Source organism: Pseudoalteromonas sp. S8-8 (assembly GCF_000497875.1).
GTDB classification, from domain to species: domain Bacteria; phylum Pseudomonadota; class Gammaproteobacteria; order Enterobacterales; family Alteromonadaceae; genus Pseudoalteromonas; species Pseudoalteromonas arctica.
Genome location: NZ_AUTR01000035.1, coordinates 1 through 26,854, shown reverse-complemented (window position 1 = coordinate 26,854; position 26,854 = coordinate 1). Strand labels below are relative to the sequence as shown.

The window sequence follows — 26,854 nt, the reverse complement described above, 5'->3', positions numbered from 1 at the left end:
TTCCAACGAAAACTGCTATAAAGGCTAACTACTCTATTTAGCCTTTTTCTTTTTGTGCCTATGCTTGGGCACAATGGTAAAGTACATCATTAAACCTAACCAAGAAAATATAATGATTCCCATTAGCCAGCCATTCTTTTCATGACCCTGTGTACGCTTACTGTTAAGTACAATAACGACAGGTAATATGTAAGCACTTAAAACAACAATTAAAAATACAACTTCATTCATTATTTTTCTAGGCTCGACCAGTCTACTTCACTATTTAATACTCGTTCTACCGATATATAGTGCAAAATATCGCCTTCACTTACTTTGTAATCTAATGGTGGGTTTAAATCCATATTTTGCGCACTTAAATTATGAGCAACACCTAACAGTATTGCATCATGCTCAAGCTTAAAGTGATGAAACAAAGTACCAAACTCCATATCTTTGCAGCCACTTGGTACTTTCAAGCTAAATTGTGTATCGCCGTGCAAAGTAGATAGCAGCTCCTCTTGCACACGGCTCGAACCTGGATCTTGCATTGAGCGTACTAATATCTCAGCTGATTTTGCACTACTACATTCTACATTTTGGCAATGCTCTAACATCATCTCAACTTTAGTTTCATCTAAAAAGTGAGCACTTATATGACAATCATCTTTTACTAAGCGACTTATGCGCAGGGCTGTCGTAAATGTCTGGTCGTCATCTTGACCATCAATAATCACTTTATCAGCACTACGAATAGCTACCCGCTCTAGTTCAGCTAAATTTGTAAAACTCGTTAAACGTGCAAAATCAACGCTTTCGTTAGCTAAAAAAGGATGATCCATTTGCTCTGTTACCGCGAGTAAAATACGACGGTCAGTACGTTTCGTATCTGCCAAAATGTAATCAATCATCTTTTTTGTACGAGTGTCGTGCCAACCAAAAATAATAATATGGTGGTTACTGTGGGCAAAGTTTTTATCACCAGTCATAGCGCGCCTAATTAAGTAAGTAACAGTTTGTCCTGCTTTTCCTAGCAAAACACCAAATAAAGCTAAACCAAATGGAATTTGTATTAATGCAACCACCCAACGACCAAGATCAGTAGTTGGACTAAAGTCACCATATCCCACTGTTGATGTTGTTACTGTGTAATAGTAAAAAAAGGTAGTAAGCGAGGTTAACGCTTTCTCATTCGCTATAAATAGTAAGCTCCATGTTAATAGCATATGAGTCAAAATAGCTAATGCCACTGCTTGCCAACTCAACTGATCTATATGAGCGCGAACAAGTAACGCTAGCCTTTTAAATATCACCGGCATAATACAAAATCTTCGTTAGTAAATTATCTATAAACAGTACGTTACTGTAAGCGATGCTTTTAAGCAATGTTTAAGCTTTTAACCGCAAATATAAGACTAAATGCTGTTTGCCAATGATGATTTTTCATGATTAATTAGCGTTAAAATAATAACCAAAACAGTTGTGCTTATGCTTAATAAAATAGCCCGCCCTTTTACTAAAATTGTAGAGCGCTATCTTCCCGACCCTTTTATATTTGTAATTTTACTTACAATAATTACTCTTGTCAGTGCGGGCTTATTTACAACCGCAACCAACATTGAAGTATTACAAGCGTGGGGAGGTGGGTTTTGGAACTTATTAAGTTTTGCTATGCAAATGCTACTAGTGTTAATTACAGGCTACATGTTGGCAAGTACGCCACCTATAAGTAAGTTATTAGAAAAACTAGCAACATTTGCAAGCACCGCACCTAAAGCAATTATATTAGTAACGCTTATTTCGCTTTTAGCGAGCTGGATAAATTGGGGATTTGGCTTAGTTATTGGTGCCCTTTTTGCCAAGGCAATTGCTAAACATACTCGTGTTGATTATCGATTATTAGTAGCCAGCGCTTACTCAGGTTTTGTTGTATGGCATGGCGGATTAGCCGGTTCGATTCCTTTAACTATCGCAACCGATGGTCACTTTTCAGAGGCCAGCATTGGTATTATTAGTACAGAGCACACTTTATTTGCGGGCTTTAATATAGCCATATTAGTTGGTTTATTCATTATTATGCCGCTCGTTAATCGCTATATGCTGCCAAGCGAGCAAGAAAGCGTATATATCGACCCAGCTCTTTTACAAGAGACAACACCTAAGCCTACTACAATAACGAGACCCGCCCAACATTTGGAACAAAGTAAACTACTCGGTATGACAATTGGCTTATTAGGTTTGGCATATTTAGGTTATTACTTTTTTATTGCTGGCGGAAACTTAAACCTTAATAGCGTTATTGCCGTATTTTTGTTTTTAGCTATTACGCTGCATCAAACACCCCATAATTTACTTAACAGTCTGCAACAAGCAATTCCAAGCGGGGCTGGCATTGTTATTCAATTTCCTTTTTATGCCGGCATCATGGCGGTAATGGTTGATAGCGGATTAGCACAACAGATATCACGTGGCTTTATTGCCGTTGCAGATGCTGATAGCTTGCCATTCTTTAGTTTTATAAGTGCAGGGCTCGTTAATATGTTTGTTCCCTCTGGCGGTGGCCAATGGGCTGTACAAGCACCTATTGTAATACCTGCAGCACAAGAGCTAGGTGCTGATATATCGCGCGTTGCAATGGCTGTTGCATGGGGTGATGCCTGGACTAATTTAATTCAACCTTTTTGGGCGTTGCCCGTATTGGCTATAGCAGGCCTAAAAGCAAAAGATATTATGGGGTTTTGTGTTGTGCAGTTGTTTGTGACTGGGGTTTTTATATCGCTGGTATTGAGCTTTTATTAAATGTAAACATAATAAAAAGGCGTGTAAAACACAAGTACTGGTCATTTTATGCACTCTCGCTCTGCTGTTGTAGCTCCACCAACCTACCCTCTTTCAGTTGATAGACTTTGCTGGCCATGTTAATGGTTTCTTGGCGATGAGCAATCATAATCCGTGTGATGGGTAAGTGCTGAATTTGCTCACTTATTTTCGCCTCGTTATCCTTATCTAAATGGCTGGTTGCTTCATCCATAAACAACACGCAGGGCGATTGATACAATGCGCGAGCAAGGAGTAAACGCTGTACTTGACCGCCAGATAAGTTTGATCCCATATCACCTACTAATGAGTTATAACCCATAGTCATTTTGGTAATATCATCATGAATAGCCGCATGTCGGGCACATTGCTCTATTTTTAAGTAATTGGGCTGTGGGTCAAAAAAGCTGATGTTATCGGCGATTGAGCCAGCTAACAATGTGTCATCCTGCATTACTGCAGCTATTTGTTTGCGGTAGTTTTTAAGGCCAAGCTGAGTAATATCTTTGCCATCAAGCAACACAGTCCCTGAGGTTGGCTGTAATAACCCTAGCATTATTTTCATCAACGTAGTTTTACCCGCACCAGATGGACCCGTAATCGCAATCGAGTCACCGGTATTCAGGGTTAAGTTAACGGTGTTTAAAATAGGCGCTTGCTCTTCACTGTAACTAAAGCAAATATTTTCGAGCGTAAGCTGACCTCTCACTTTACCTTCGTCATCACCTGTATAGGCCATTTCACCGTCACGATTAGCTTCTTGTTTCGTGAGTGCTATATCTGCAATACGGTCTAAGTGTAACCGCATCATTTTGAATTGAATAATTTGCTCAATTAAGTTGGCAAAGCGGCTGGTTAACTGGTTTTTATAAGCAATAAACGCCAGTACCATACCAACAGACAAGCTATTGCTCATAACTAGCAATGCAGCAAAGTAAATCACCAATACACTTTCAAGGCCAAATAACAGCTTATTAAATGAATCAAAGCTAATGTTTAAACGCCCTAAACGAATTTCACTGTTTATTACCTCTGCATAACGGTTTTGCCAAATACCTTGGCGCTGCGATTCATTACCAAACAATTTTATAGTTTGCATACCCCGAATATTTTCTAAAAAGTTCGATTGCTCTGTGGCAGATGATTGAATCATTTCTTCGGTGGCTTGATGTAGTGGACGATACAGCGCTAAACGTACCAAGGTATACAGCACAATTGCACCAACAACTACCGCAGTGAGTTTTAGCGAATAAATTAGCATCATAATCAATACGGTAATGCCCATTACGCCATCGACCAGTGTTTCTACAAACCCTGTAGTTATGCGCTCCCGTATTTGCGCTAATGAGCCAAAGCGCGAGACAATATCGCCAATATGGCGGGACTCAAAATAGTTCATTGGCAAGCGCAATAAGTGCCTGAGCAAATTCACGCCCATTTGCATATTGAGCAAACTCGAAAGCCGTAAAATTAGCCAACTTCGTACCGCATTAGTCACCACTGAAATTATCGCAATCAGAGCAAAACCCATGGCAAGTACCGTTAATAACGATTCATCAAAACTAATGAGTACTTCATCCACCACCCACTGCATATAATAAGGGGTCATCAAAGCAAATAATTGCAATACCAGTGACAACGCAATCAGTTTTATTAGCCCTGCTTTTAAGCCCTTCATTGAGCTCCAAAGTTGGGTAAACTTCATCTGTGCTTGTTCTTGTTTGGCTTCAAACTGACTGGTTGGAGTCAGCTCTAAACAAATACCGGTAAAGTGTTTACTAAACTCATTACTATTTAAACTACGCTTACCAACAGCAGGGTCGTTAATAGCAAATTTAGCCTTTGCACCTTTGCCAGAGACTTTGGTCAATACCACAAAGTGATTCATATCCCAATGTAAAATACACGGAGTTTGTAGTTTATGGACTTCATCAATAGGGCATTGCAATGCACGACTGGCGAGCCCCAAGTTATCACCCAGCTCAATCAGCTGTTGTAAGTTCATCCCCTTTAAATTAGCCGAAAAGCGCTTACGCATGGCTGGCATATCCAGCCTATGACCGTGATAGCTTGCCACCATTGCCACTGAGGCTAGGCCGCATTCAGCTATTTCGGATTGGAGAATTAGAGGAACTGACATGTTTATTTTAAATTCTATTGTAGCTTGCATGATAAAGGGTAAATTTTCCGTTGTTAATATTATTACCACTATAAATAAGATGGCAGAATGGAAGTACAACTAAGAAGTTTTCTATATAGTTTTACTTTCTTCTAGATATGTATGCACAAATAAAAACTGACGCTATCTCAATAATTACAACTAAAATATCTATTTTGGCGACACGTGTATTCAGATTAGAAATACTTTCTAATCCCTCTGTCTAGCTGAAAAAGTATCATTAATAGCCTCAACCTTTACGATAAAACTCCTCTTAGTAACTGCCAACGAAACTAAAGTAGTTTTATTTTCTAATATTTTTTAAATATTCATATAAATAATAAGATGGGATCATTAAAAATATTATATATAATGGATAATATAAATCAGGACTTATTATTTTTTCATAAATATTAAAGATCAAATGAATTAATAAAATATAAAGTAAAGATAAGATAATTTTTTGAATATTATTCATACATTTTCCTGCGGCTTTTTAGAGCAGCTTTAAAAAGCTACTCTATTACCTCTTTCAGCTAAATATGCTAGTTAACAGGTCGGTTCACACCCTGCTTGTTTTGTTTCTTTAGAACTTTGGTATTGTTTGTACTTTTCATGTGCATAGCCAACAATAACCCCTGCAATAAAAGTAGCAGCTATAGCTCCTAATATAGGAAAACCACCACTAACATTACTTTGCTCTTTCTTGGTTAACTCTCTCATAATTAGTCCCTTATTAATTAGCTAAAGCTTTTCCAACTTCGTTACCTACAACACCAGCACCGCCTAAAGCTGTAGCAGCAGCCGTAGCTTTCGTTCCTGCTTTAACTATTTTATAAATTCTATAAGCAATAAGTGCTACAACTATAGGATTACCACCATTTACGTCTTTAATTTCATTTACGTTTAATTCACGCATAATGTTATACTCCATAAATCCGATGCTTTTTAATTAAGTCATCGGGTTGTTAATATGCTCCCCTTCAATAAAGGTGAGCGGTTAATAGGCTAGCTTTAGCTGCTCGCTAAAGTTAACTAAAGCTGGCCGTCTTTTTCGGTTGTTTGCATTTAGCAAACCACCAAAACTTTCAAATTTTTCTTTATTTTATAAAACGCTACACTTAACTTACGCGCCCTTTTAGGCTGTACAGTGGCTCGAGTAACCACTCGATTAATGTGCGCTGCTCCAACATAATATCTGCCTCAAACAACATGCCACTTTTCAGCTCAAACGCCTTACCATAGGCCTGCATTTGTTGTTGGCTGAGTGTCGCTCGCAAACGGTACACTGGCTCTTGCAGGGTAATAGGCAGGCGTATTTCATTTGGAGTAATGAGCGCCTTGTCGATACGGCTAATTTTACTGTTAATAAAACCAAAGCGTTGGTAAGGGAAAGCATCAAAACGCAGGCGCGTATCGTTACCTAGCTGTATAAAGCCTGCTGAACGTGTTGGTAGCAGCAACTCTGCTACTAGCTCTGATCCTTCGGGAATAATATGCAACAGTGGTTTGGCTTGGGTAAGTGTTTCGCCTTCAACCACTTGAATGCCAGTAACAACACCGCTGTTACTGGCTGTTATGGTATATTGATAGTTACTTTTAATTTGTGTGAGCTGGTTTTGAATATCCGCTTGTTGGCGTTTAAGGCTATTTATACGCAAAGTATACTGCTGGGGCACGTTAGCAATATTAAAACTAAGTTGACTTAATTGATTTTCTTGCTGCATAAGCAAGCGCGCTAGGTTTTGTTTTTCTTGCTTAACATCTAACAAAGCTTGCTGTTGTTGCTCTCGCTCGGTGTTTGATAAAAAGCCATTTTTATTAAGTTGATTAAGGTTGCTTTGTTGGCGGTTAAGTAGCCCTAATTTTTCATCAGCCAGAGTAAGTTGACTTTGTAATGCAGCTTGCTCATTAGTAAGTGCACGTTTTTGCGCTTGCAAGTTAAGTGACTCTTGCTTTTGTAGGGTATGGTTTTGTGTTATCTCATCATTGAGCAACTGTATTTGCATACTTAGCTGCTCAACAAGCTGGGTACTCAAAGCTATGCCTTGGCTGTTATTTTGCTGCACAATAATGGTCGCCAGCGGCTGACCTTTAGTAACGGCATCACCCTCTTGTACAAATAGCTGCTCAATCATACCACCTTGATTAGCAAAGCTTTGGATTATCCCTTTATTGGGTATTAAAAACCCCCGAACTGTTTCCTTGCGTGAATATTCTGCTGTAAATAAAAAGGCTATCACTACAATCGAAATACATACCAAAATAAATACGGTAAGTTTTATTGATAGTGGTTGTGCGAGCGTAATCACTCCTGTTAAACGCTCTCTTTGCTGAGCGACAGCTTCCTTTCTAAATAACATCCAGTTGATCCGCTAAGATTGTTCTAATTTATATTACACTAGAATTCAATTAACAATAAATCAACATAAAAGTCAAAAAATAAAATATTAATGCAAAAAATGAACTTATTTAGTTAGAAAAAATAAAAATACTAGCTCGATAAAATAGTCATCGGCAGACTCAATATTGGATTTTCCGAATCGGCAAAGTGCATCATTACAGCTACATGCCCAGCGACTACAACTGCATACATAACCGCTGAAAAGCCTTGGCCATATTTATCTAGTGGCATTAAATGCGAGTAGTGGCGACCTCGCCATTCAAATACAATTTCCAGCGCACCTACAAACAAAAAGAATACCAGTAACATTAAGCCAAAGGTGTAGCTCAGCCATAAGCCAAATAGTACGCCTAATAAGCATACGCTTAAACCAATCCATGAACGCATTGAAAAACTGATACTTTTTAATACATGCCCACCATCAAGCGGTAAAATAGGTAATAAGTTAAATAAATTTAATAACGCACTAAGAACTGCCACACCTGCAAATATCTCCATTTCTGCGGCGTAATATAAAACGACACCCAACACCGAGGTAATTAAACCAAATGCAGGCCCCATTAATGATATAACTACATCTTGCCAACGGGTTGTTATTTTATCGTCACTTACAGCAAGCCCACCAACAAAGGGGATTAAATAAATACCTTTGGTTTTTATGCCAAAGTATTTCATTGCTCGCACATGGCCGTATTCGTGTACAACTAAGCAACCAATTAGCATTAGTGCAAATTCAATACTGAATAACCACGCATAGCCTGCCACAGAGGCACCTGCAAGCACTACTTTAATTACCTTAGCACTTTTAAAAAGCTTAAAACCTAATGCAGCCAGCCCTAAAAAGCCTTTTTTAGGTGATCCATTTGTAGGCGCTGGTAACGCAAGTTGTGTTACAAATTGCTCATCAACAAAGAGCGAAATACTTTGCTCTTCGACTGTCTCTGTATCAATACCTATTACTTTGTTGTCGTAAGTAAACTGATAATAGTTTTCACGAGGATTATCAAAGGTAATAGCTTGTTGAGCATGAAACACCTGCACAATTTTTTGTCCAGACACCATAAGCGAAAATGGCTGCTCGGCTAAAGTAAGATCTATTCTTATCATAATTAAGACCATTTAAAATAATGGCGCTAGTATACCTAATCAACTTAAAAACACGAGTAAAGGTGTTCTATAACTATTTTCAAAATAAAAGCATTTGATACTGACAAAATAAAAAAACACTACTACTTTTATAGTAACCATAAGCTATACATTGAAAGGGATAACAGTGAACAAAATAGTGCCTAACATTTTAGTTGTTGACGACTCAAAAGCGATTTTGATTGTTATGGAAGCCATATTAAATGAATTAAATATGTCTGATAATGTAGTCACCTGCTTGAGTGCTGCTGAAGCCCTCGAAAAAGTTGCTTCTGATATAAACTACTTTGATGCTATTTTTACTGATCTTAATATGCCCGAAATGGATGGTATGGAATTAATCCGCCACTTAGGAGGGCTACATTATCAAGGCGGTATTATTATTGTTTCTGAAATGGATCATAAAGTTATTAGTTTAGCTGCCAGCCTTGCCAAGCAACATAACGCTCACCTCATTGGTAATATTACAAAACCAGTGCAGCTATCTCAGGTTAGTAGGTTACTTATTAAAGTGGCGCAATTAAACAGTCACACTTTATTAAAAGAGTCAGCCATTTCAAAAGATGAGCTTATTAATGCATTGAAAAACGATGAAATAACGCCTTTTTATCAACCAAAAATAAACGCTGATAACAATAGAATTGAGAGCGTTGAAGTATTGGCGCGTATTCTATCAAGTAAAGACGGCAATATTATTTTACCTAACCGTTTTATAGGTATTGCCGAACAACATAACTTAATTAATCAAATTACATTTTCTCTTTTTGAAAAGGCCACCAGCGAATTCAAAAATATGAAAGCGCAACTAGGTCATGATTTTAAGATGGCATTTAACTTATCGCCAACTCAGCTCGACGACCTAAACTGCCCTAATAAATTACTGCTCATTTTAGAACTAAATCAACTCACGCCTAGTAATATAATTATAGAAATAACAGAACAACATGCACTCTCAAGCCTCATGCAATTAGAAACACTAAACAGATTAAGAATGCATGGCTTTGGTATATCGCTAGATGACTTTGGTGTTGGTTTTACTAATATGAATCAACTTCGGAACCTTCCTTTTACTGAAATTAAGATAGACCGCTCACTCATTAGCCATATAGAAACAGATTTATTTTCTCAAGTGGTTGTAAGTTCGTTATTTAACATTACGAGTAAAGATAATTTAGATTTAGTGGCAGAAGGTGTTGAACGACCAGAAGAGCTCGTTTATTTAAGGCATTATAAAAGAAAACTAGCCATACAAGGTTTTTTATTTAGCCGCCCTAAACCACAAGACGAATTTATATCTTGGGCTAAAGATTGGCTGAAAACTGATGGCAGTCCCGCTTAAAGAGGTATTAATATTTAATCGGGGCTGGTTAACTAATTATCACCCCGAGTGTGTTTATCTTCTTCACTGACTATATGCGCACTACTTGCTAAACGTTTGTGCCAACGCTGCCTTGCTACTGCGCGCATATTAGTAGATTGGTCACGCTCATCTACAATCTCTAGCCCCATTAAAGCTTCAATCATGTCCTCTAGCGTTACAATACCTTGCACGTCACCGTACTCATCTACAACTAGGCATATATGCGTGCGCTTTGTTAAAAGAGTTTGCAGTAACGACGATACATTTTGAGAACTCGGCACCGTATAAATAGGCTTAATCAATTTGCTAATTTTGTAATCGGTACCTAAACGGTGAAATGCCAGCATAATATCGTTTTTATGCACAAACCCAACAATATCGTCGCTGTCTTTATCAAATACCAATATACGAGAAAATGACGACGAGCCGTGATCGTTTAAATACTGATTCACGGTTAAGTCTTTGTGGATTTTAAAAATAACAGTTCGAGGCGTCATTAAGTCGCATAATTTTGCATGTCTAAAATGCAATAGATTACGAATTATTTCGGACTCATCCTGATGTAATGCACCCGACTCCGTACCTATATCAGCCATTGCCTCTATCTCTTGACGAATATAGTAAGCCTCATCGTGCTTTGGACCCATTAAATTTGTTAGCTTTTGTGCAAACCATACAAAAGGCTTTAGCGATATAACTAAAAACCGCAAAGCGTAGGTAACACTTGGGGTTAAAGCTCGCCAGTAATTAGCCCCCAATGTTTTAGGAATAATTTCAGAAAGGATTAATACGAGGAATGTCATAATGGCTGATGCAATACCTACAGCCGCATCGGAAAACACCACAGCCGCCTGCGCGCCAACCCCAGCAGCACCCGCAGTATGGGCAACCGTATTTAAAGTTAAAATAGCAGCTAAAGGCTGATCTATATTGTTTTTAAGTTTTTCGAGCTGTTTAGCAAGCTCAGGGTGATCTTTCCTAAGTGATGCAACATAGCTGGGCGAAATACTTAATAACACAGCCTCCATCACAGAACATAAAAACGAAATAACAATCGCCACTACCATATAAACTATCAGTAAAGTCACTTTCTCTCCTCTATATTGGATATGTGAGCATGGTATCAATACATGCTATATTTGGCCAAACTTCCAATAATAATAGGCATAATAATGAAATTTAGCGCACCATGGTGTCATCAAAATAAGCTATTTAAGCATGCAGCGACTCTTTTAACGCTTAGCAGCTTAAGCTTTGCTGCAATAGCTGCACCATTGGATAAATCAAAAATTCAGTTTATCGGCCCACTTGCCGAAGACATGCAGTTAAAGCCTTTTCAAACACCTCATGGCAATGCCATTATTAATAACCTATTGCCGCAACTACAAGCAGACTCAGATAGTTTTTCTGTATTTGGGAAAAAACAAAACTGGCAGCCGTTTAATAAAATCAATGCGCTCACTTTAGGTGGGTTACAGGCACTAAAATTTAATATTGAAACAACCCGCTTTACACAAGGTACGCTTACCTTAAAAGGGATTGAGCAAGGTCAGTTATTTATTAATGGCGAACTACAAACAGGCGATAAAAATAGCTATAAGTTAGCTTTAAATAACAGTACTCACTCTATTTTAATAGTAGCCCAACAAGTAGCTAATTGGCACGACGTAATGCTTGATTTTGCACCTAAAAGCGACGTTGATAAAATTACGCTTAGCGCCTCAAAAACAAAACGCTTATCTGCAAAACAATTGTTTGATGCCCCTATAATCAGCCAATTATCACTCGCACCTAATGCTAAGCAGTACGTTACTACTACTCGCACTTATAGCGATAAAACACAAAACCAAGCAAATACAGTTACAGTACTTAAAGATTCAGATAATCAAATGCTTTATCGCTTCGAAGCAGGCCAACCAAGTAACATTATTTGGAGTCCAGATAACCAATATTTAGTGTATTTGTTAAATGGTGAGCTTAAACAACTTAGCCGTAAAAACTTCTCAATAAAAACATTAGCAAACGATTTAGAAGGAGCCAATAGCTTTACCTTTTATAACGACACCAGCCTTTTGTTTAGCTGGTCTAAATCACCTGAGAGCACTAACAGCTTAACTAAGCACTATAAAGGTCTACAAGATCGCTGGTCGTATGCACGTACCACCAGCCAAATTTATATGTTTGATACTAAAAGTGGTTTAACAAAAGCACTTAGCCAAGGTCCTCTTTCTTACAGCCTTGAAGATTCAAATAGTAACCGTGGCAAAATATTAATGAGCCGCCCAGTAATGGCAATGCAAGCATCAACCCACCCTGAAACAGAGTTAGTCGAACTCGATTTAAAATCAAATAAGCTTTCATCGCTTGGTAAATTTAAAACGTGTAATTTAGCTAAATATGCAAATAAAGACATTTATGTAGTTGCAGGCCCCGATTTTAAAAATGGCGCAGGCAGAGCTCTACCAAAAGCAATGCTTGCCAATAACTACGACGGGCAACTTTATCTACTTACTGAAGGCGGTAAAAACGTAAAAGCACTTAGTAAACAGTTCGACCCCGCTATTGGCCAACTGCAAGTTTTAGAAAACGGCGATGCGCTCATTAAAGTAACAGAGCAAGACACTCAACCACTTTACCTATTTGATTTAAGTAAACAGCGCTTTAAAAAGTTAAGTACGGGATTGGATATTGTTGAACAATTTAGTTACTCATACGACCGTAATACCGAAATTTTACTAAGTGGTACCAACGCTTTAGCTCCACAACAACTAAAGCGCCTTAACGTAAGTAAAAATAAAACAGATTTAATATGGGATTCAAAACCAAGTAGCTATGCAAATACACGACTCCCTACATTAGAAGAGTTTAATTTTAAAAATAAACATGGTGTCGAAATAACTGGTCGTGTGTACATTCCTAGCAACTTAGATAAAACTAAAAAGCACCCTGCGCTCGTGTATTACTACGGCGGTACTTCACCAGTTACGCGTGGTTTTACAGGTCGTTACCCGTTTAACTTCTGGGCAGAAAATGGCTACGTTGTTTATGTAGTACAACCTACTGGCGCAACAGGGTTTGGACAAAAGTTTTCAGCGCAACATGTTAATGCCTGGGGCGACTACACCGCAGACGATATTATCAAAGGCACGCAAGCCTTTTTAAAGAAATACAACTATGTTGATAGTGAAAAGGTAGGAAATTTAGGGGCATCATACGGTGGCTTCATGACCATGCTACTAGCAACTAAAACCGATATATTTAGTGCTTCAATAGCTCATGCGGGTATTTCTAACATTACCTCATATTGGGGTGAAGGTTGGTGGGGCTATTTATATTCAGGCGAAGCATCAAAAAATAGCTTTCCGTGGAATAACCCTGAGCTTTACAGCCAGCACAGCCCTGTATTTCATGCCGACAAAGTAACAACTCCTATGTTACTTCTTCATGGTGATAGCGATACCAATGTACCTGTAGGCGAAAGTTTAACCATGTACACTGCGCTTAAACTGCTTAATAAGGACGTAGAGTTAATCGAATACAAAGGCGCCGACCACCAAATTTTTGCACGCGATAAACGATTTGATTGGTGGAACACCATGCTTGCATACTTTGATAAAAAGCTAAAAGATGAACCTCAATGGTGGGACTCAATGTATAAAAATGACTGAGCCTGAACCTTTAAAATAACGACTTAATACAGATTTATTAATAGTAGTATTAATTATTTAGCACCTTTTAATTAGTTTAAAGGTGCTAACCTCATCCTCTAATAACGTCTTATACACCTTTGAAATATTAAGTTACTTAAAACTAATAAACCCCCTTCTCAGCATTTACCTAATGGTGCTACCATACAGAGCTATAAGCATTCAAAATAAAGTACTATGGCTATTAATGTTTTATTGGTTGAAGACGATGAACTACTCGTTAAACGCATCCAAAATCACTTTGCAGATACCGAATTTACAATAGAGGTAGACCCAACTGGCGCTGATGCACTTAACATTGTAAGGCAGCGGGTAAACCTGCGCGGTGCTATATCATTAGCCATAATTGACATTGTTTTGCCAAAGCGTGATGGGCTTCAGCTGGCAAAAGAATTAAACACACTTACCGATATTGGCGTTATTGTATTATCGAGTCGTGACTCCCAAGCCGATCGTATTGCAGGCCTTGCACAAGGTGCTGATGACTATATTTGTAAGCCTGTCGATTTACTTGAGTTAGAACTTCGCATGCGCGCGCTCTATAAGCGTGTTGCAGTTAACCTAGAAGACGACGAAAGCGAAGAGTTTATAGAATATGCTGACTTTAAGCTTCACCCCGATAACCGCACACTAATTACTGCTGCAGGCGTTGAATCACGCTTAACTGAAGCCGAACATAAAGTGCTTATTTGCTTAATTAGTAATGCAGGTAAAGCCACATCCCGTGAAAAAATATCAGAAGAAATAGGCCAGCCCGATTGGAGTCCAAACGATCGTACTGTTGATGTGCTGATCGGTCGTTTACGTAAAAAATTAAATGACGAAAAAGATCAAAAACGTATTGTTACCGTTCGCGGTAAAGGCTATATGCTCTCTATTTAATATTTAGTTAATTGCGCAATAAGGCGCTCAAATGCACGGTAATTAAGTGCTTCCTTAAGCTCATTTAAACTAATATTTTCAGCCCCTTTTAAATCACTAATAGTCCGCGCCACCTTAATTACTCTATGATAAGAGCGTGGCGATAAAGACAACTTCTCGCTTGCTCTGGCTAAAAACTGCAACTCTGCTGGCGCCAGTACACAGTGCACACTCATTTCTTTATTATTAAGCCTCGCATTAACCTTACCTTGGCGTTTTAGTTGTAGGTAATAAGCCGCTTCAACTCTTGCTCTAACCTCAGCACTACTTTCCTCCGGCTGAGTACTTTGTAGTTCAACACTCGTTAAACGAGGTAGTTCTATTTGCAAATCAATACGGTCAATAAAAGGCCCCGACACGCGCGATAAATAACGCATAACTTGATCGGGAGTTGCCCGCTTATCTGTATGACTCCCTGTTGGGCTTGGATTTAATGCTGTAATAAGCTGAAACTGCGCCGGAAACTCCATTTGCCTAGCTGCACGTGAAATAGTAACCGTACCGGTTTCCATTGGCTCACGCAGTGAATCAAGTACCTTGCGTTCGAACTCAGGCAATTCATCCAAAAAAAGTACGCCATTGTGTGCCAGAGAAATTTCACCAGGCTTGGGATTTGAAGAGCCCCCCACCAAAGCAACAGCTGAGCACGTATGATGTGGATTACGAAATGGCCGCTGTCGCCAATTAGTTAAATCTATAGATTGTCCAATAATAGAGTAAAGCGCAGCTGTCGAAATAGCTTCATCGTCCGACATAGTAGGCATTATAGTTGCCATTCGCTGGGCCAGCATCGATTTACCAGTACCTGGAGGACCTAAAAATAGTAAATTATGCCCGCCAGCTGCAGCAATTTCGAGTACTCGCTTTGCACCGGGCTGACCTTTCACATCGCTTAAATCGAGTAAAAAGTCAGGGGCTTGTGTGCAGTCGGGGTACTCTATATTCAATGGTAAGGGTTGTTGATTAAGTAAGTCCCCCCACACTTCTTGAATAGAGCTTACGGCTTTGCGTTTAACGCCATTAACTAGGCTTGCTAGGCTGTCGTTTGCAAGAGGTAAAAAGCAGCAACGATCTTGTTCTTTTGCAGCAAGTACCGAAGGTAAAATAGCGTTTACACCACGCACCTCACCATTAAGAGCAAGCTCCCCATAAAACTCATACTTATGAATATCAGGACACACTATTTGTCCAGAGGCGACTAAAATACCCACCGCAATAGCAAGATCAAACCGTCCACCATCTTTTGGCAAATCGGCAGGGGCTAAATTTACAGTTATTCGTTGATCGGGAAAACCAAATTGTGAGTTTTCGAGTGCGCTACGTACCCTGTCTTTCGACTCTTTAACAGACGCTTCGGGCAGGCCTACAATATGAAAAGCAGGTAAACCATTTCCTAGGTGAACTTCTACAATAACTTCAGGGGCATTTATACCCACTTGAGCACGAGAAAATATACGAGCTAACGACATTCCTTATCCTAGTAAATGGTGTGATTACACCAGTTTAGTCAGGATATTTAAAAACGTGTAATGTGATTTGCCATTTTATAGCAGCCAAACGAAGTAATAAGGTCATTAACATACCTAATACCATCGCCATTTCGGTTACTAACGAAAAACTAATGCCAAGCGTATAAACAGTGCCACCCGCTATACAGGTAATAGCGTAAAGCTCACCTTTTAATAGCATAGGGATCTCGCGTGCAAGCACATCTCGAATTAATCCACCAAAGCAGCCTGTAATTACAGCCATAATTACCGCAGTCATATCGGGCATACCAACAAGCTGCGCTTTTTGTGCCCCCATTACTGCAAAAAAAGCTAAACCAAACGCATCCGCTGTTTGTAAAATATAATGAGGTATCGGCTTTTGTTTATTTATAAGGCGTGTTGTAACAAATACTGAAGCGAGTATGGCAAAAAAGTAACTTTGATCGTGTAACCAAAACACAGGAACATCTAAAATTAGATCTCGCACTGTACCACCACCAATAGCAGTTACTGTCGCTAAAACTACGACCCCAAAGCCATCCATTTTTTTCTCGTACGCTAGCAAAGTGCCCGATACAGCAAACACCGCAATGCCTATTAAATCAAACCAGTGGTAAAGTTCAGTCATATTTGTAACAACCCAAAAACATTTGTGCCGTTTTAACACAAACCAAACAAGGTTTTAAGTAATAACGATTTATTTTAAGAAGTTTATAACATTTTTGAAGTGTATCTCAGGGGGCGGGAGCTTGCGCTTATGAGAAGTGAATGCCTCATGCAGTGAAGATTATCTTTAACCTATAAGCTAAATCACCACACTCATCAAATTTCAGGCATAAAAAAACACGCTTTAAGCGTGTCGTTTCATTCTTATTTATTTCAGTGGTTGCGGGAGCCGGATTTGAACCGACGACCTTCGGGTTATGAGCCCGACGAGCTACCAGACTGCTCCATCCCGCGCCTGAAATTTGTAGACTTATTTAAAGTTGCTTACATTACAACTTGGCTTCCAATTAAAAATTGGTTGCGGGAGCCGGATTTGAACCGACGACCTTCGGGTTATGAGCCCGACGAGCTACCAGACTGCTCCATCCCGCGCCTGTATATTTTAAGTCTATCGACTACTTTATTTTATCTTTTAAGCTAGAGTTTACAGTAACCAAATCTTATAAAAAATTGGTTGCGGGAGCCGGATTTGAACCGACGACCTTCGGGTTATGAGCCCGACGAGCTACCAGACTGCTCCATCCCGCGCCTGTAATTTCTTTAAAACATTTTCGTAATATTTACGAGCCTGCCTTGAAGAGAGCGCTACTATATAGGAATAAACATTTAATGCAAGGCCTAAACTAATTAAAGTTGTTCAACCGAACAAAAAGCAATCAAATTGCTATTCTGCGCTCAACCTTTGATGCGGATTAATCATTTTTTGCCATTCCCAGTCTGGATGTCCCATCACTATAAAGTCAGGGTTCTCAGTACTCTCGCGTTGGTTGTACGTTAGCGGGTTAAATTCTGCATCGGTAATACAACCACCGGCTTCTTCAACAATAACTTGTGAAGCACCTGTATCCCACTCTCCCGTTGGACCAATTCTTAAAAAACAATCTGCTTTGCCTTCTGCAACAGTACAAGCTTTTAATGAGCACGAGCCAATAGCAATAGTTGTAAACTGACTATTTAAATACTGACTCACCGCTTCTATTTTTTGGCGGCGGCTCACTGCAAGCGTCAAGCTCTCTGGCGGCGCTACAGATATTTGCTTATCAATTGAGTTTTCACGTTTAAAGGCACCATTTTTAGCTGTAGCAAAATAAGTCACACCTTTTGCAGGCCAATGAATAACGCCAAGCACAGGATGATTATTTTCAATCAATGCAATGTTTACTGCAAAGTCGCCACTTTCTAAAATAAATTCGCCTGTACCATCCATCGGATCGAGCAACCAATAACGCTGCCAGTCCTGTCTGTCGGCGAGTGCAGGTATAGGTGTTTCTTCCGACATAATTGGGATATCGGGCGCAAGTGCTTTTAATCCAGCAACCAGTACGTCATTTGCTGCTAAGTCAGCTTTGGTAACAGGCGTATTATCTGATTTCTCTTGTTGGCCAATATCGCCTTTTTTATAAATGGCCATAATTGCATCGCCAGCACGCTCAGCTAATTCAATACACGGTTCGATTAATTTATTCATCGGCAGCTCCAGACGCTAAATACTTATCTAATAATAGCAAAGCTGCAACACTGCGTGCTTCGGTAAAATCTTCTTGGTCTAATAATGACTGCCACTGAGTTAATGGCCACTTAACAACAACAAGCGGCTCTGGTTCGTCGCCAATAAGGGTTTGTGGGTATAATTGCTTAGCAAATAAAATATGCATAGTGGCATTAAAGTAACTCGGCGCCATTGTTACTGTTCTTAATGGTTTAAAATACTCAGCACCAAAGCCAATTTCTTCTTTAAGCTCTCTGTTAGCAGCTTGCTCTGGCGTTTCGCCCGGATCGATTAAGCCTTTAGGAAAACCTAACTGGTAATCGTTTGTGCCCGCACAGTATTCACGTACAAGTAGTAATTCGTTGTCTGCACTTAACGGAACAATCATCACGGCTCCCCGGCCACCGCCGCGAATTCGCTCATACTGGCGCTCTTCGTTATTAGAAAACTTTAGCTCTAAAGACTCCACAGTAAACAGGCGGCTTTTAGCGACAACATTGTTACTGAGGATTTGTGGTGGTGTTGGGTGCTTTTTCTGTGTCATTGGCGTTAATTTGCTATCATGGCAGTTAGTTCAATAATAAACCTTATAAGTTGAAATTCCTATGTTAAATTGGTCAAAAATCGATACCGTTTTGCTCGACATGGATGGAACATTACTCGATTTACATTACGACAGTCATTTTTGGCTTAACGTTATTCCTGCGCAACACGCATTAGCAAGGGGCATTAGCCTAGATGCAGCTAAAGCAGATATTTTAAAACGCTATCAAGCTGTGAGCGGTCAAATACAGTGGTATTGTTTAGATTATTGGGAGCAGCAATTAAGCTTGCCTATAATGGAGCTTAAACGAGAGTCTCAGCATTTAATTAAAATGCGCGAAGACGTACCTCATTTTTTAACTGAGCTTAAAAAAGCAGGCAAAGAGTTAATTTTACTTACCAACGCCCACCCTGAGAGTGTCATGCTTAAATTTGAGCATACAGCGATTGATAACTACCTAGATGGCGTAGTGTCTACTCATGAATATGGAGTAAGTAAAGAGCAACAAAGTTTGTGGCACCAAGTACAAAAAGACTTAGGGTTTAATAAGCAGCGCACTTTGTTTGTAGATGACAGTGTGCCGGTTTTGAATGCTGCACGAGAATACGGCATTGAGCACTTACTTGCAGTTGCTAACCCTGATAGCCAACAACCACATAACGAAATAGCCGATTACCTGAGTGTTACCGACTATCGTAAGATTATTTAACTCAACTTACGTGACTTAAATTTTTGGGTAACGCGCTTCTAGCCCTTGATATACTAACTTTGCAAAATCTGCATGTTCTGTATCAAGGCTTTTAACTACTTCAACTAAATGCTCGTTATCTTCTTGCCCGTTCCATTCTTTAATATAGCTACCATCTTTGTAACCGTGATCTTGGCGGAAAAAGTTTAACGTATTTTTACCTACGTAGCCGCGATATAAATCATCAATATCCATACCCATTTGCGCCATACAGCCGGCAAAGGCACCTGCATTAAACGTTTTATCAGCAACAGCAGACGCCGCTAATATCTCTAGTGTTTGTTTAAAGTCATCAGCTTGTTGAGCATTACTAAGCTCAGTTTCAAGTTGCTTTGCTAAGTCTTCGTAGCTAGTTTCACCGTCAATTCTAAGCGATAGACCAAAATGAAAAATATCAACCAACTCTAAAATAACTTGTTCAGTATCTGGTGTTTGTTTTTTCCACCATTTCCAACCATGATGATCTAGCATTTCAGCACACTCAACCCAAATAGCGCGGTACCATTCAAACCCTTGAGTAAACCATTGCTCATGTACTTTAGTATTCATGGCGTTTTGCATTTCTAGCATCACTACTAGCTTGTTTAAATTGGCAGACATATCAATTCCTGTCGTTTTGGTTGGCGTAATTTTCGTTGGTGTAATAATACAGATAAAATGCTGATTGTGCATTGCTGTATATTTTTATTAGTGTGCTAATTATGTTTATCGTGACGTCGTAAACTCATGCCATGAATCAATTAAATCAATGAAATCTTCAAAGCCACAACCACTACTTAAACCATTTTCTTCAAGCGCTAAATCGTCATCCTGATACGCTATTAGGTCTTCGCTGTCTTGATGAAGCGCATGGGCTTCAAATAATGCTTCGTCTTTCGTTAATATTAAATCTATTTCTTGGCCTTTTAGTGTTAGCGGCTCATAGCTTGAACTTACCGATGCAATAAGCGCTAGTACCATGGCTACTTTGTCTTTGCCTATTTCTTCGTTTAGCCAGCGACCAATAATAGCGTGTTCACTGCTTATTTTAATACGTAGCCCACTAATAGGGTCGCGAATAAATTGATATTCCATAGGGTTTGCCTGTAAATCTTTGATTGCGTAATTATATACGTAAACGCCCGTAAACCACAGGACATATAAAGTAAAATAGCGCCACATGGCGCTATTTTACTCAACTTTAAAACCGTTAACTTCGCGATCTATAACGCGCTGCGTCAATGATCGACCATAAGTAGATAATAGGCACAAGTACAAAGCCTACAAGCACATAAATTAGTGCGTAACTTATTATAATAGCGAGTGCAAAAAATATAGCCGCTAAAATACGCCCTTGCACTAACTGCCCTAAACCAGGAAAAAATATATTACATAATGCTGCGATTACGTTACCGCCAGAACCTTGATCTGCCATACTAACCTCTGTATTTATTTGATTTTATAATTATTTACTTACACACTTTATGCCAATTTATTAAAGCTTACAAATCAAATAGTTAAATTAGTCTAGATTTAGAGAGTTAGTAAATTTTGCTAACTTTAGGTCAAATTAGCAATTTTTGTTATGCGTTTACGCTTTTTATTCGCTTAGTTAATTAGCAAGTTACTCGTTTTGAACACTATTTTATAAATAGCTGTTTATAAAAACAGTATTTTATTTAGCCTAACAAAAACACCTGTTATACTGCCCACAATATTGATTAAAAAGGCGTAACGATGGACGTTTCACAATTACTCGATGGCTTAAATGACAAACAACGCGATGCCGTTGCAGCCCCACTACAAAACATGCTGGTATTAGCAGGTGCTGGGTCTGGTAAAACACGAGTGTTAGTTCATCGTATTGCGTGGCTTATGCAAGTTGAGCAAGCCTCCGCTTACAGTATTTTTGCAGTTACATTTACTAATAAAGCCGCTAAAGAAATGCGTGGCCGCGTTGAAGAAACACTAAAAGCGCCTGTAGGTGGCATGTGGATTGGTACTTTCCATGGTTTATCGCATCGTATTTTACGTGCTCATCACCGTGAAGCTAATTTACCAGAAGCCTTTCAAATTTTAGACTCTGACGATCAGCTTCGGATGATCAAGCGCTTATTAAAGTCGATGAATATTGATGATAAAAAATGGCCTGCTAAACAATTTGGCTGGTACATAAGCGCCAAAAAAGATGAAGCACTTCGCCCTAAAGATATTCAAGCATACGATATTAATGAGCAAATGATGCTGCGTGTTTATGCCGCCTATCAAGAGGCCTGTGATAGAGCGGGCCTAGTTGATTTTGCTGAAATATTACTACGCAGCTACGAAGTGTTAAAAAATAACCCTACGTTACTGCGTCATTATCAGCAACGCTTTGCGCATATGCTCGTAGACGAGTTCCAAGATACAAATACCATTCAATATGCTTGGTTAAAATTACTTGCTGGCGATACTAACAGCATTATGATTGTAGGCGACGATGACCAAAGCATTTATGGTTGGCGTGGTGCTAAAATCGAAAACATTAAACGTTTTTTAACTGACTTTAGCGCAGAAACCATTCGTCTTGAACAAAACTACCGCTCAACAGCGACTATTTTGAAAGCGTCTAACGCATTAATTCAAAATAACTCAGAACGTATGGGTAAAAGCTTGTGGACCGACGGTAACGACGGCGAGCCAATCTCTATTTATGCAGCATTTAATGAGTTAGACGAAGCACGCTTTGTAAGTAGCAAACTACGAAGCTGGTTAAATGCAGGTAATGCCCTACAAGATGCCGCAATTTTATACCGTAGTAACGCGCAATCTCGTGTACTCGAGGAGGCCATGCTGCAAGAAGGCTTAAAATACCGTATTTATGGTGGTATGCGATTCTTCGAACGACAAGAAATTAAAGATGCGTTGTCGTACTTACGCCTAGTGGGTAATCGTCAAGACGATGCCGCATTTGAGCGTGTAATTAATACGCCAGCACGCGGTATTGGCGACAAAACATTGAGCCATATACGCGACTGTGCACGAGCAGAATCGTTACCGCTTTGGTATGCCGCAAAAGCAATTGTAGAACAACAGCATTTATCTGGTCGTGCTTCTGGTGCAGTAAGTAAGTTTGTAGAACTAGTTGAACAAATAGAAGATAAAATTAGCGATCTAACTTTGCATGAGCAAGCCAAGTACACAATTCAAACCTCAGGCTTGATGGCAATGTACCAAGCTGAAAAAGGTGAAAAAGGCCGTGCTCGCGTAGAAAACTTAGAAGAACTAATTAGCGCATGTGACCAGTACGAACTTCCTGAAGACGAAGAATACAGCTCGCCTTTACAAGGCTTTTTAGCACATACATCACTTGAGTCAGGTGAAGGACAAGCAGAAGAGCACGAAGATGCCGTACAAATGATGACGCTTCACTCAGCTAAAGGATTAGAGTTTCCGTTAGTGTTTATGGTGGGCGTAGAAGAAGGCATGTTCCCTTCTCAGCAAAGTAACGAAGAGTCTGGCCGCTTAGAAGAAGAGCGCCGCCTTTGTTATGTAGGCATGACACGAGCAATGGATAAGTTATACATTAGCCATGCTGAGAGTCGCCGCTTATACGGGCAAGAAAAATACCATAGCCCATCACGCTTTTTACGCGAAATACCTGAGGACTGCGTAGAAGAAATTCGTATTAAAACACAGGTTTCTCGCCCGCCGGCCGCCGGGCGTTTTAGCGCATCAGTTAGCCATGCCGCATTTGAAGACAGTGGCTTTAACTTAGGGCAACGAGTTTTGCATGCTAAGTTTGGTGTTGGTACCGTACTTAATTACGAAGGCAGTGGCGCGCAATCTCGCGTACAAGTTAACTTTGACGACCTTGGCAGTAAATGGTTAGTAACGGCCTATGCACGATTACAAGCTGTATAAAGCACACCTAAATGAGTTAGAGCAACAATTAGCTGGCGCGTATCATCGTCAGCTAGTGTTGATCACGGGCAGCCCAGCTTGGTGTTATGAAATACTTAACTCATTAATAGATGAAAACAATACACTTGTTGTATCCAAGCAGTGCGCGATTAAAAATTCGTACTGGCCTACTCGCACACACCAAATTTTAGGGCAAGAATTTGCTCATGCTGTTTACGATGGTTTTAGTGGTTTGCACCCTGATAAACTTGCAGCACTTGCCGGCACCGTTAAAGCAGGCGGTATACTGTTTTTATTACTGCCTGAACTAGATGATTTAGCCTCTTGGCAAGATCCAGCATTAAGTACAGTGCAATCACACGGTCAGAGCATTGACTACAGCATATTTAATCAACGTTTCGCGACTATTATTAAACCGTTGCCCGCTTTTCACTTTAGTGAAAAAAATGGCTGTATTAGTAATAACGCTAGCTATGTAATGCATAATAAAATTGATTATGAGCCACAGCAAAACTGTATTGAGCAAATAGTAAAAGTAGCTAACGGCCGTGCCAACAGGCCTTTACTCATTAATGCCGATAGAGGTAGAGGTAAGTCGGCAGCACTTGGCTTAGCCGCGGCAAAACTAACTGATAAAAAAGTAATTATTTGCAGCACTCAGTTTAAAGCGACCCATAGCAGCTTTAAACATTTAGCCCAAGAGTTAAGCCTTCAATACAACGCTGAACATAAACAGGTCGCCAACTTGCACTACGTTGCACCTGACGCGTTATTAAACACACTACCTGAGTGCGATTTATTACTCATTGATGAAGCTGCAGCAATCCCTGTTCCGTTATTGCTAAAAATGCTAGCTCATTACCCTCGTATAGTATTTGCAAGTACACTGGTTGGGTATGAGGGCAATGGTAGGGGTTATACCATTCGCTTTAGTAACTATATTAAAGCGCACTATAAAGCCTCTAAAGTTGTAACGCTTGATGAGCCACTGCGTTTTGCTAAACACGATCCCCTCGAGAAGCACATTCGCACCTTGCTTGCACTCGATGCACAATATAAAGAGTTAAGTAGTGAGCAATTAGAGCAGCCAGTTCATAGCGAAATAACTCAGCAATCCCTTGTAAACAATGAGCCTTTACTGCAACAAGTTATTGCCCTGCTTGCATTGGCTCACTATCAAAGTAGTGTAAACGATTTACGCCAACTACTAGACGCACCATCGCAACGAATATTCATCAGCAAAATTAACAATCAATTAGTTGGTGTATGTTTAATCGCAATAGAAGGTGGTTTAAGTGAAGAACTTGCTCTACAGGTTATAAGCGGAGAGCGCCGCCCACAGGGTCATTTAATGGCTCAAACCCTCTCACAACTTAGTTTTAATAATGACTACTTAACACAGTTGAGCGCTCGCGTTGTACGAATAGCGATTGATCCGAGTTCTCACAATATGGGTTTTGGTAAAAAGCTACTTAGCTATTGCGAGTCGCAAGTAAAAAGCCAATGTAGTTGGTTTGGTGCAAGCTTTGGCGCAACAGCGCAGTTACTTAATTTTTGGCAAAACCAAGGGTTTGATACCGTAAAGCTAGGTTATCAACGCGATAAAAGCACAGCTGAACATTCAGCGCTTGTGGTTAAATGCTTAAGCAACAAAAGTGCAATTATTCAACCTCTAAAAAAGCAGTTTAAAAACGATTTTTTTTATGCTCTTTTAACACACTTTAAAACACTAGATTGGCAACTTGTAAGTATTCTAATTGAAGGATTTAGCGATGAGTTAGTAAGCCCCGAGACTCGCGAACGATTAGCCTTACTCGTAAACAGTAACTTCACTCAATTTAATATCTCTGCGACTCTCTGGCAGGTAGTGAATCAGTCTCCTTCTTGTATGTCTCAATTAACAGAGTCTGATAAACAACTTTTAATAAAGTTAGTGCTGCAAAATGAATGTAATGAAAAAGTGATTCAACACTTAGGTTTATTAGGAAAAAAGCAGCTTGAGAATCAATTTAAACGTGCCATAAAAAACCTCACTAGTGCCATCTAATAACTCCTAGTTACCTATCTCTATTAAATCTTATCCATCTTTAAGCTATTTATTTAATTTGTTCTATCCTTAAAGCATTAACAGGTAAATTAAGATAAAGGCATGGAATTAATAAACTTTAAAGTGGGCTGCAAAACAATTTCACTTAAAATACTCGATATTTTATTAACAGAACGCTTTGACAATAATCTAACAACTTTACCCAACAATAATAAAAGCTTTATTGGTGTTAAAGATTATATGGATATACCAACGCCTGTGTTTGATTTAGGTATTATTTTAAATAATATCTCAACCGAACAAAGTAATGCGCATGTACTAAAACAACTAAGAACATGGCAAGAAAAACTATTAAACTGGTTCAATACCCTTCAAAGTAACTTGCTAAATAGCTCGGCTTCTATTTCAAGCAATGATGCAGAACTACAAGATTTTGCTCTGTTTTACAAAGAGTTCAACACCGATAATGAAGACTTAAAACTAACAATGTCTCGACTTAACGAACCTTTCCAATCATTGCTAGAAACGGTAAAAGAAGCTATATCAGCTCACAATCAAAGCGATTATAAACAAGTATCAGCTCTGCTCGAAAAAATTAAGCGTAGTAACCTAATTCAGCTAGAGCGTTTATTCGAATCAGCTAAAGAGCAAATAACCTTAGACTATAAACCTATTATTGTTTTTACCACTAAAGACGGCTTAAACCCACACGTAGGGTTATTGGTAGATAAAGTCGAAGATAATATCGACTATAAAAAAGAAGACATTAAACCACTAGATAAGCTCACTGAGGTTGGTTTTGATCTAGACCCACAAACTAAAAATATGATGCGAGGATTAATCAAGCTTTCACAAAAGCACAGTGTATTAATTGATCCAAGCGTAATATTTAAACCAACACAACTAGAAGAATCTGAAAGTGAAGAAACTCAAGCTTACGGACTATTTTAAATAGTCTTTAGATTTGGTTATAAACTTTAGTACTGAAGTAAGGAGCTATTCTACTCGACTTGTACATTTAGATAAATTGGAGAGAAATCGAGTGCGTAATGTTAGTTACTCATATTTCACTTTTCTGCAAACGTAAAAAAACCGAATCGTTAGATCCGGGCTTTCTACAATGTGAAGCTTGTGTAATGTCATAGTGCCCACAGCAGTAGAAAGTCACGTAGCAAATGCTGCTGTATTGGCCGACTGAGTTATTGAGGGATTTTATTGTGATTTTAGCGTCGGGAGTCGCTATGCTCGCCCTAAGTGATGGTGTAGATGTCAGTGAGTATTAATTGCGCGCATTTCACTTTTCTTCAGACGTAAAAAAGCCCGAATCGTTAGATTCGGGCTTTCTACAATTTGAAGCCTGGTAATGTCCTACTTTCACATAGCAAATGCTACACTATCATCGGCGCTGTTTCGTTTCACTACTGAGTTCGGCATGG

At 39.3% G+C, this 26,854-nt stretch carries 23 protein-coding genes and 3 tRNA genes; 8 read left to right on the top strand and 18 right to left on the bottom strand.

Features of this window, described 5'->3' with window-relative positions:
• Positions 1-33 precede the first annotated feature (33 nt).
• Together L659_RS0110870 and L659_RS0110865 are read right to left on the bottom strand one after the other, a co-directional pair.
• Complete coding sequence (locus tag L659_RS0110870) at positions 34-231, bottom strand: PLDc N-terminal domain-containing protein (protein ID WP_007587044.1); 198 nt, start codon at positions 229-231, stop codon at positions 34-36.
• Positions 231-1,298, bottom strand: a complete 1,068-nt coding sequence (locus tag L659_RS0110865; RefSeq protein ID WP_024590561.1) for a potassium channel family protein — start codon at positions 1,296-1,298, stop codon at positions 231-233. The genes L659_RS0110870 and L659_RS0110865 overlap by 1 nt, the downstream gene beginning before the upstream one ends.
• A gap of 169 nt (positions 1,299-1,467) precedes the next feature.
• Between L659_RS0110865 and L659_RS0110860 the strand changes: the two genes are divergently transcribed.
• Positions 1,468-2,778 carry a short-chain fatty acid transporter gene (locus tag L659_RS0110860; RefSeq protein ID WP_024590560.1) on the top strand — a complete coding sequence of 437 codons (1,311 nt, stop codon included), beginning with the start codon at positions 1,468-1,470 and terminating at the stop codon, positions 2,776-2,778.
• A 46-nt stretch (positions 2,779-2,824) separates the two neighbouring features.
• Here L659_RS0110860 and L659_RS0110855 read toward each other — a convergent pair whose 3' ends face one another.
• The 5 genes from L659_RS0110855 to L659_RS0110830 form a co-directional block, all read right to left on the bottom strand.
• A complete protein-coding gene (locus tag L659_RS0110855) occupies positions 2,825-4,936 on the bottom strand; it encodes a peptidase domain-containing ABC transporter (protein ID WP_081709158.1) in 2,112 nt (703 codons plus the stop codon).
• A 567-nt stretch (positions 4,937-5,503) separates the two neighbouring features.
• Positions 5,504-5,677, bottom strand: coding sequence for a hypothetical protein (locus L659_RS1000000123715; RefSeq protein ID WP_155945840.1), 174 nt, complete (start codon positions 5,675-5,677; stop codon positions 5,504-5,506).
• A gap of 13 nt (positions 5,678-5,690) precedes the next feature.
• Positions 5,691-5,873, bottom strand: coding sequence for a hypothetical protein (locus L659_RS0110840; RefSeq protein ID WP_133120273.1), 183 nt, complete (start codon positions 5,871-5,873; stop codon positions 5,691-5,693).
• A 202-nt stretch (positions 5,874-6,075) separates the two neighbouring features.
• Positions 6,076-7,317, bottom strand: a complete 1,242-nt coding sequence (locus L659_RS0110835) for an HlyD family efflux transporter periplasmic adaptor subunit (protein ID WP_024590557.1) — start codon at positions 7,315-7,317, stop codon at positions 6,076-6,078.
• 131 nt (positions 7,318-7,448) lie between these two features.
• Positions 7,449-8,465, bottom strand: a complete 1,017-nt coding sequence (locus tag L659_RS0110830) for a metalloprotease (RefSeq protein ID WP_024590556.1) — start codon at positions 8,463-8,465, stop codon at positions 7,449-7,451.
• Positions 8,466-8,631: 166 nt separating this feature from the next.
• Between L659_RS0110830 and L659_RS0110825 the strand changes: the two genes are divergently transcribed.
• Positions 8,632-9,843, top strand: a complete 1,212-nt coding sequence (locus L659_RS0110825) for an EAL domain-containing response regulator (protein WP_024590555.1) — start codon at positions 8,632-8,634, stop codon at positions 9,841-9,843.
• Between the two features lie 32 nt (positions 9,844-9,875).
• On the opposite strand, the gene L659_RS0110820 is transcribed toward L659_RS0110825, so the two are convergent.
• The gene (locus L659_RS0110820; RefSeq protein WP_024590554.1) at positions 9,876-10,952 is read right to left on the bottom strand and encodes a hemolysin family protein; all 1,077 of its coding nucleotides are present in this window, start codon (positions 10,950-10,952) and stop codon (positions 9,876-9,878) included.
• Between the two features lie 84 nt (positions 10,953-11,036).
• On the opposite strand from L659_RS0110820, the gene L659_RS0110815 reads away from it, so the two are divergent.
• Together L659_RS0110815 and L659_RS0110810 are read left to right on the top strand one after the other, a co-directional pair.
• A complete protein-coding gene (locus tag L659_RS0110815; protein WP_024590553.1) occupies positions 11,037-13,532 on the top strand; it encodes an alpha/beta hydrolase family protein in 2,496 nt (831 codons plus the stop codon).
• Between the two features lie 216 nt (positions 13,533-13,748).
• Entirely contained in the window at positions 13,749-14,453 is a 705-nt protein-coding gene (locus L659_RS0110810) for a response regulator transcription factor (protein WP_002957913.1), read from the top strand.
• On the opposite strand, the gene L659_RS0110805 is transcribed toward L659_RS0110810, so the two are convergent.
• The 7 genes from L659_RS0110805 to nudE form a co-directional block, all read right to left on the bottom strand.
• Positions 14,450-15,961, bottom strand: a complete 1,512-nt coding sequence (locus tag L659_RS0110805; RefSeq protein ID WP_024590552.1) for a YifB family Mg chelatase-like AAA ATPase — start codon at positions 15,959-15,961, stop codon at positions 14,450-14,452. The genes L659_RS0110810 and L659_RS0110805 overlap by 4 nt on opposite strands.
• Positions 15,962-15,995: 34 nt before the next feature.
• On the bottom strand, positions 15,996-16,610 hold the full coding sequence (locus L659_RS0110800; protein ID WP_007587018.1) for a trimeric intracellular cation channel family protein: 615 nt from the start codon (positions 16,608-16,610) through the stop codon (positions 15,996-15,998).
• A gap of 255 nt (positions 16,611-16,865) precedes the next feature.
• A tRNA-Met gene (locus L659_RS0110795) sits at positions 16,866-16,942 on the bottom strand.
• Between the two features lie 61 nt (positions 16,943-17,003).
• Positions 17,004-17,080: transfer RNA gene (locus L659_RS0110790), tRNA-Met, on the bottom strand.
• A 79-nt stretch (positions 17,081-17,159) separates the two neighbouring features.
• Positions 17,160-17,236 (bottom strand) — tRNA-Met (locus tag L659_RS0110785).
• A 136-nt stretch (positions 17,237-17,372) separates the two neighbouring features.
• Complete coding sequence (gene cysQ / locus L659_RS0110780; protein WP_002963016.1) at positions 17,373-18,176, bottom strand: 3'(2'),5'-bisphosphate nucleotidase CysQ; 804 nt, start codon at positions 18,174-18,176, stop codon at positions 17,373-17,375.
• A complete protein-coding gene (nudE, locus tag L659_RS0110775; RefSeq protein ID WP_007586548.1) occupies positions 18,169-18,741 on the bottom strand; it encodes an ADP compounds hydrolase NudE in 573 nt (190 codons plus the stop codon). The genes cysQ and nudE overlap by 8 nt, the downstream gene beginning before the upstream one ends.
• 61 nt (positions 18,742-18,802) lie before the next feature.
• Between nudE and yrfG the strand changes: the two genes are divergently transcribed.
• The gene (yrfG, locus tag L659_RS0110770) at positions 18,803-19,450 is read left to right on the top strand and encodes a GMP/IMP nucleotidase (protein ID WP_007378908.1); all 648 of its coding nucleotides are present in this window, start codon (positions 18,803-18,805) and stop codon (positions 19,448-19,450) included.
• Positions 19,451-19,465: 15 nt separating this feature from the next.
• Here yrfG and L659_RS0110765 read toward each other — a convergent pair whose 3' ends face one another.
• From L659_RS0110765 to L659_RS0110755, 3 genes are all read right to left on the bottom strand, one after another.
• Positions 19,466-20,089: a dUTP diphosphatase gene (locus L659_RS0110765; RefSeq protein ID WP_007586550.1), complete on the bottom strand. Its 624-nt coding sequence runs from the start codon at positions 20,087-20,089 to the stop codon at positions 19,466-19,468.
• Positions 20,090-20,194: 105 nt separating this feature from the next.
• Positions 20,195-20,563: a YacL family protein gene (locus tag L659_RS0110760; protein WP_024590551.1), complete on the bottom strand. Its 369-nt coding sequence runs from the start codon at positions 20,561-20,563 to the stop codon at positions 20,195-20,197.
• Positions 20,564-20,678: 115 nt separating this feature from the next.
• The gene (locus L659_RS0110755) at positions 20,679-20,903 is read right to left on the bottom strand and encodes a hypothetical protein (protein ID WP_002963009.1); all 225 of its coding nucleotides are present in this window, start codon (positions 20,901-20,903) and stop codon (positions 20,679-20,681) included.
• A 302-nt stretch (positions 20,904-21,205) separates the two neighbouring features.
• On the opposite strand from L659_RS0110755, the gene uvrD reads away from it, so the two are divergent.
• The 3 genes from uvrD to L659_RS0110740 all read left to right on the top strand — a co-directional run bounded on the left by uvrD (position 21,206) and on the right by L659_RS0110740 (position 26,369).
• Entirely contained in the window at positions 21,206-23,371 is a 2,166-nt protein-coding gene (uvrD, locus tag L659_RS0110750) for a DNA helicase II (protein WP_007586555.1), read from the top strand.
• Positions 23,349-25,418, top strand: a complete 2,070-nt coding sequence (locus tag L659_RS0110745) for a GNAT family N-acetyltransferase (protein ID WP_024590550.1) — start codon at positions 23,349-23,351, stop codon at positions 25,416-25,418. Before uvrD ends, L659_RS0110745 begins: the two co-directional genes overlap by 23 nt.
• 102 nt (positions 25,419-25,520) lie before the next feature.
• Positions 25,521-26,369, top strand: coding sequence for a chemotaxis protein (locus tag L659_RS0110740; protein WP_024590549.1), 849 nt, complete (start codon positions 25,521-25,523; stop codon positions 26,367-26,369).
• Positions 26,370-26,854: the final 485 nt, after the last annotated feature.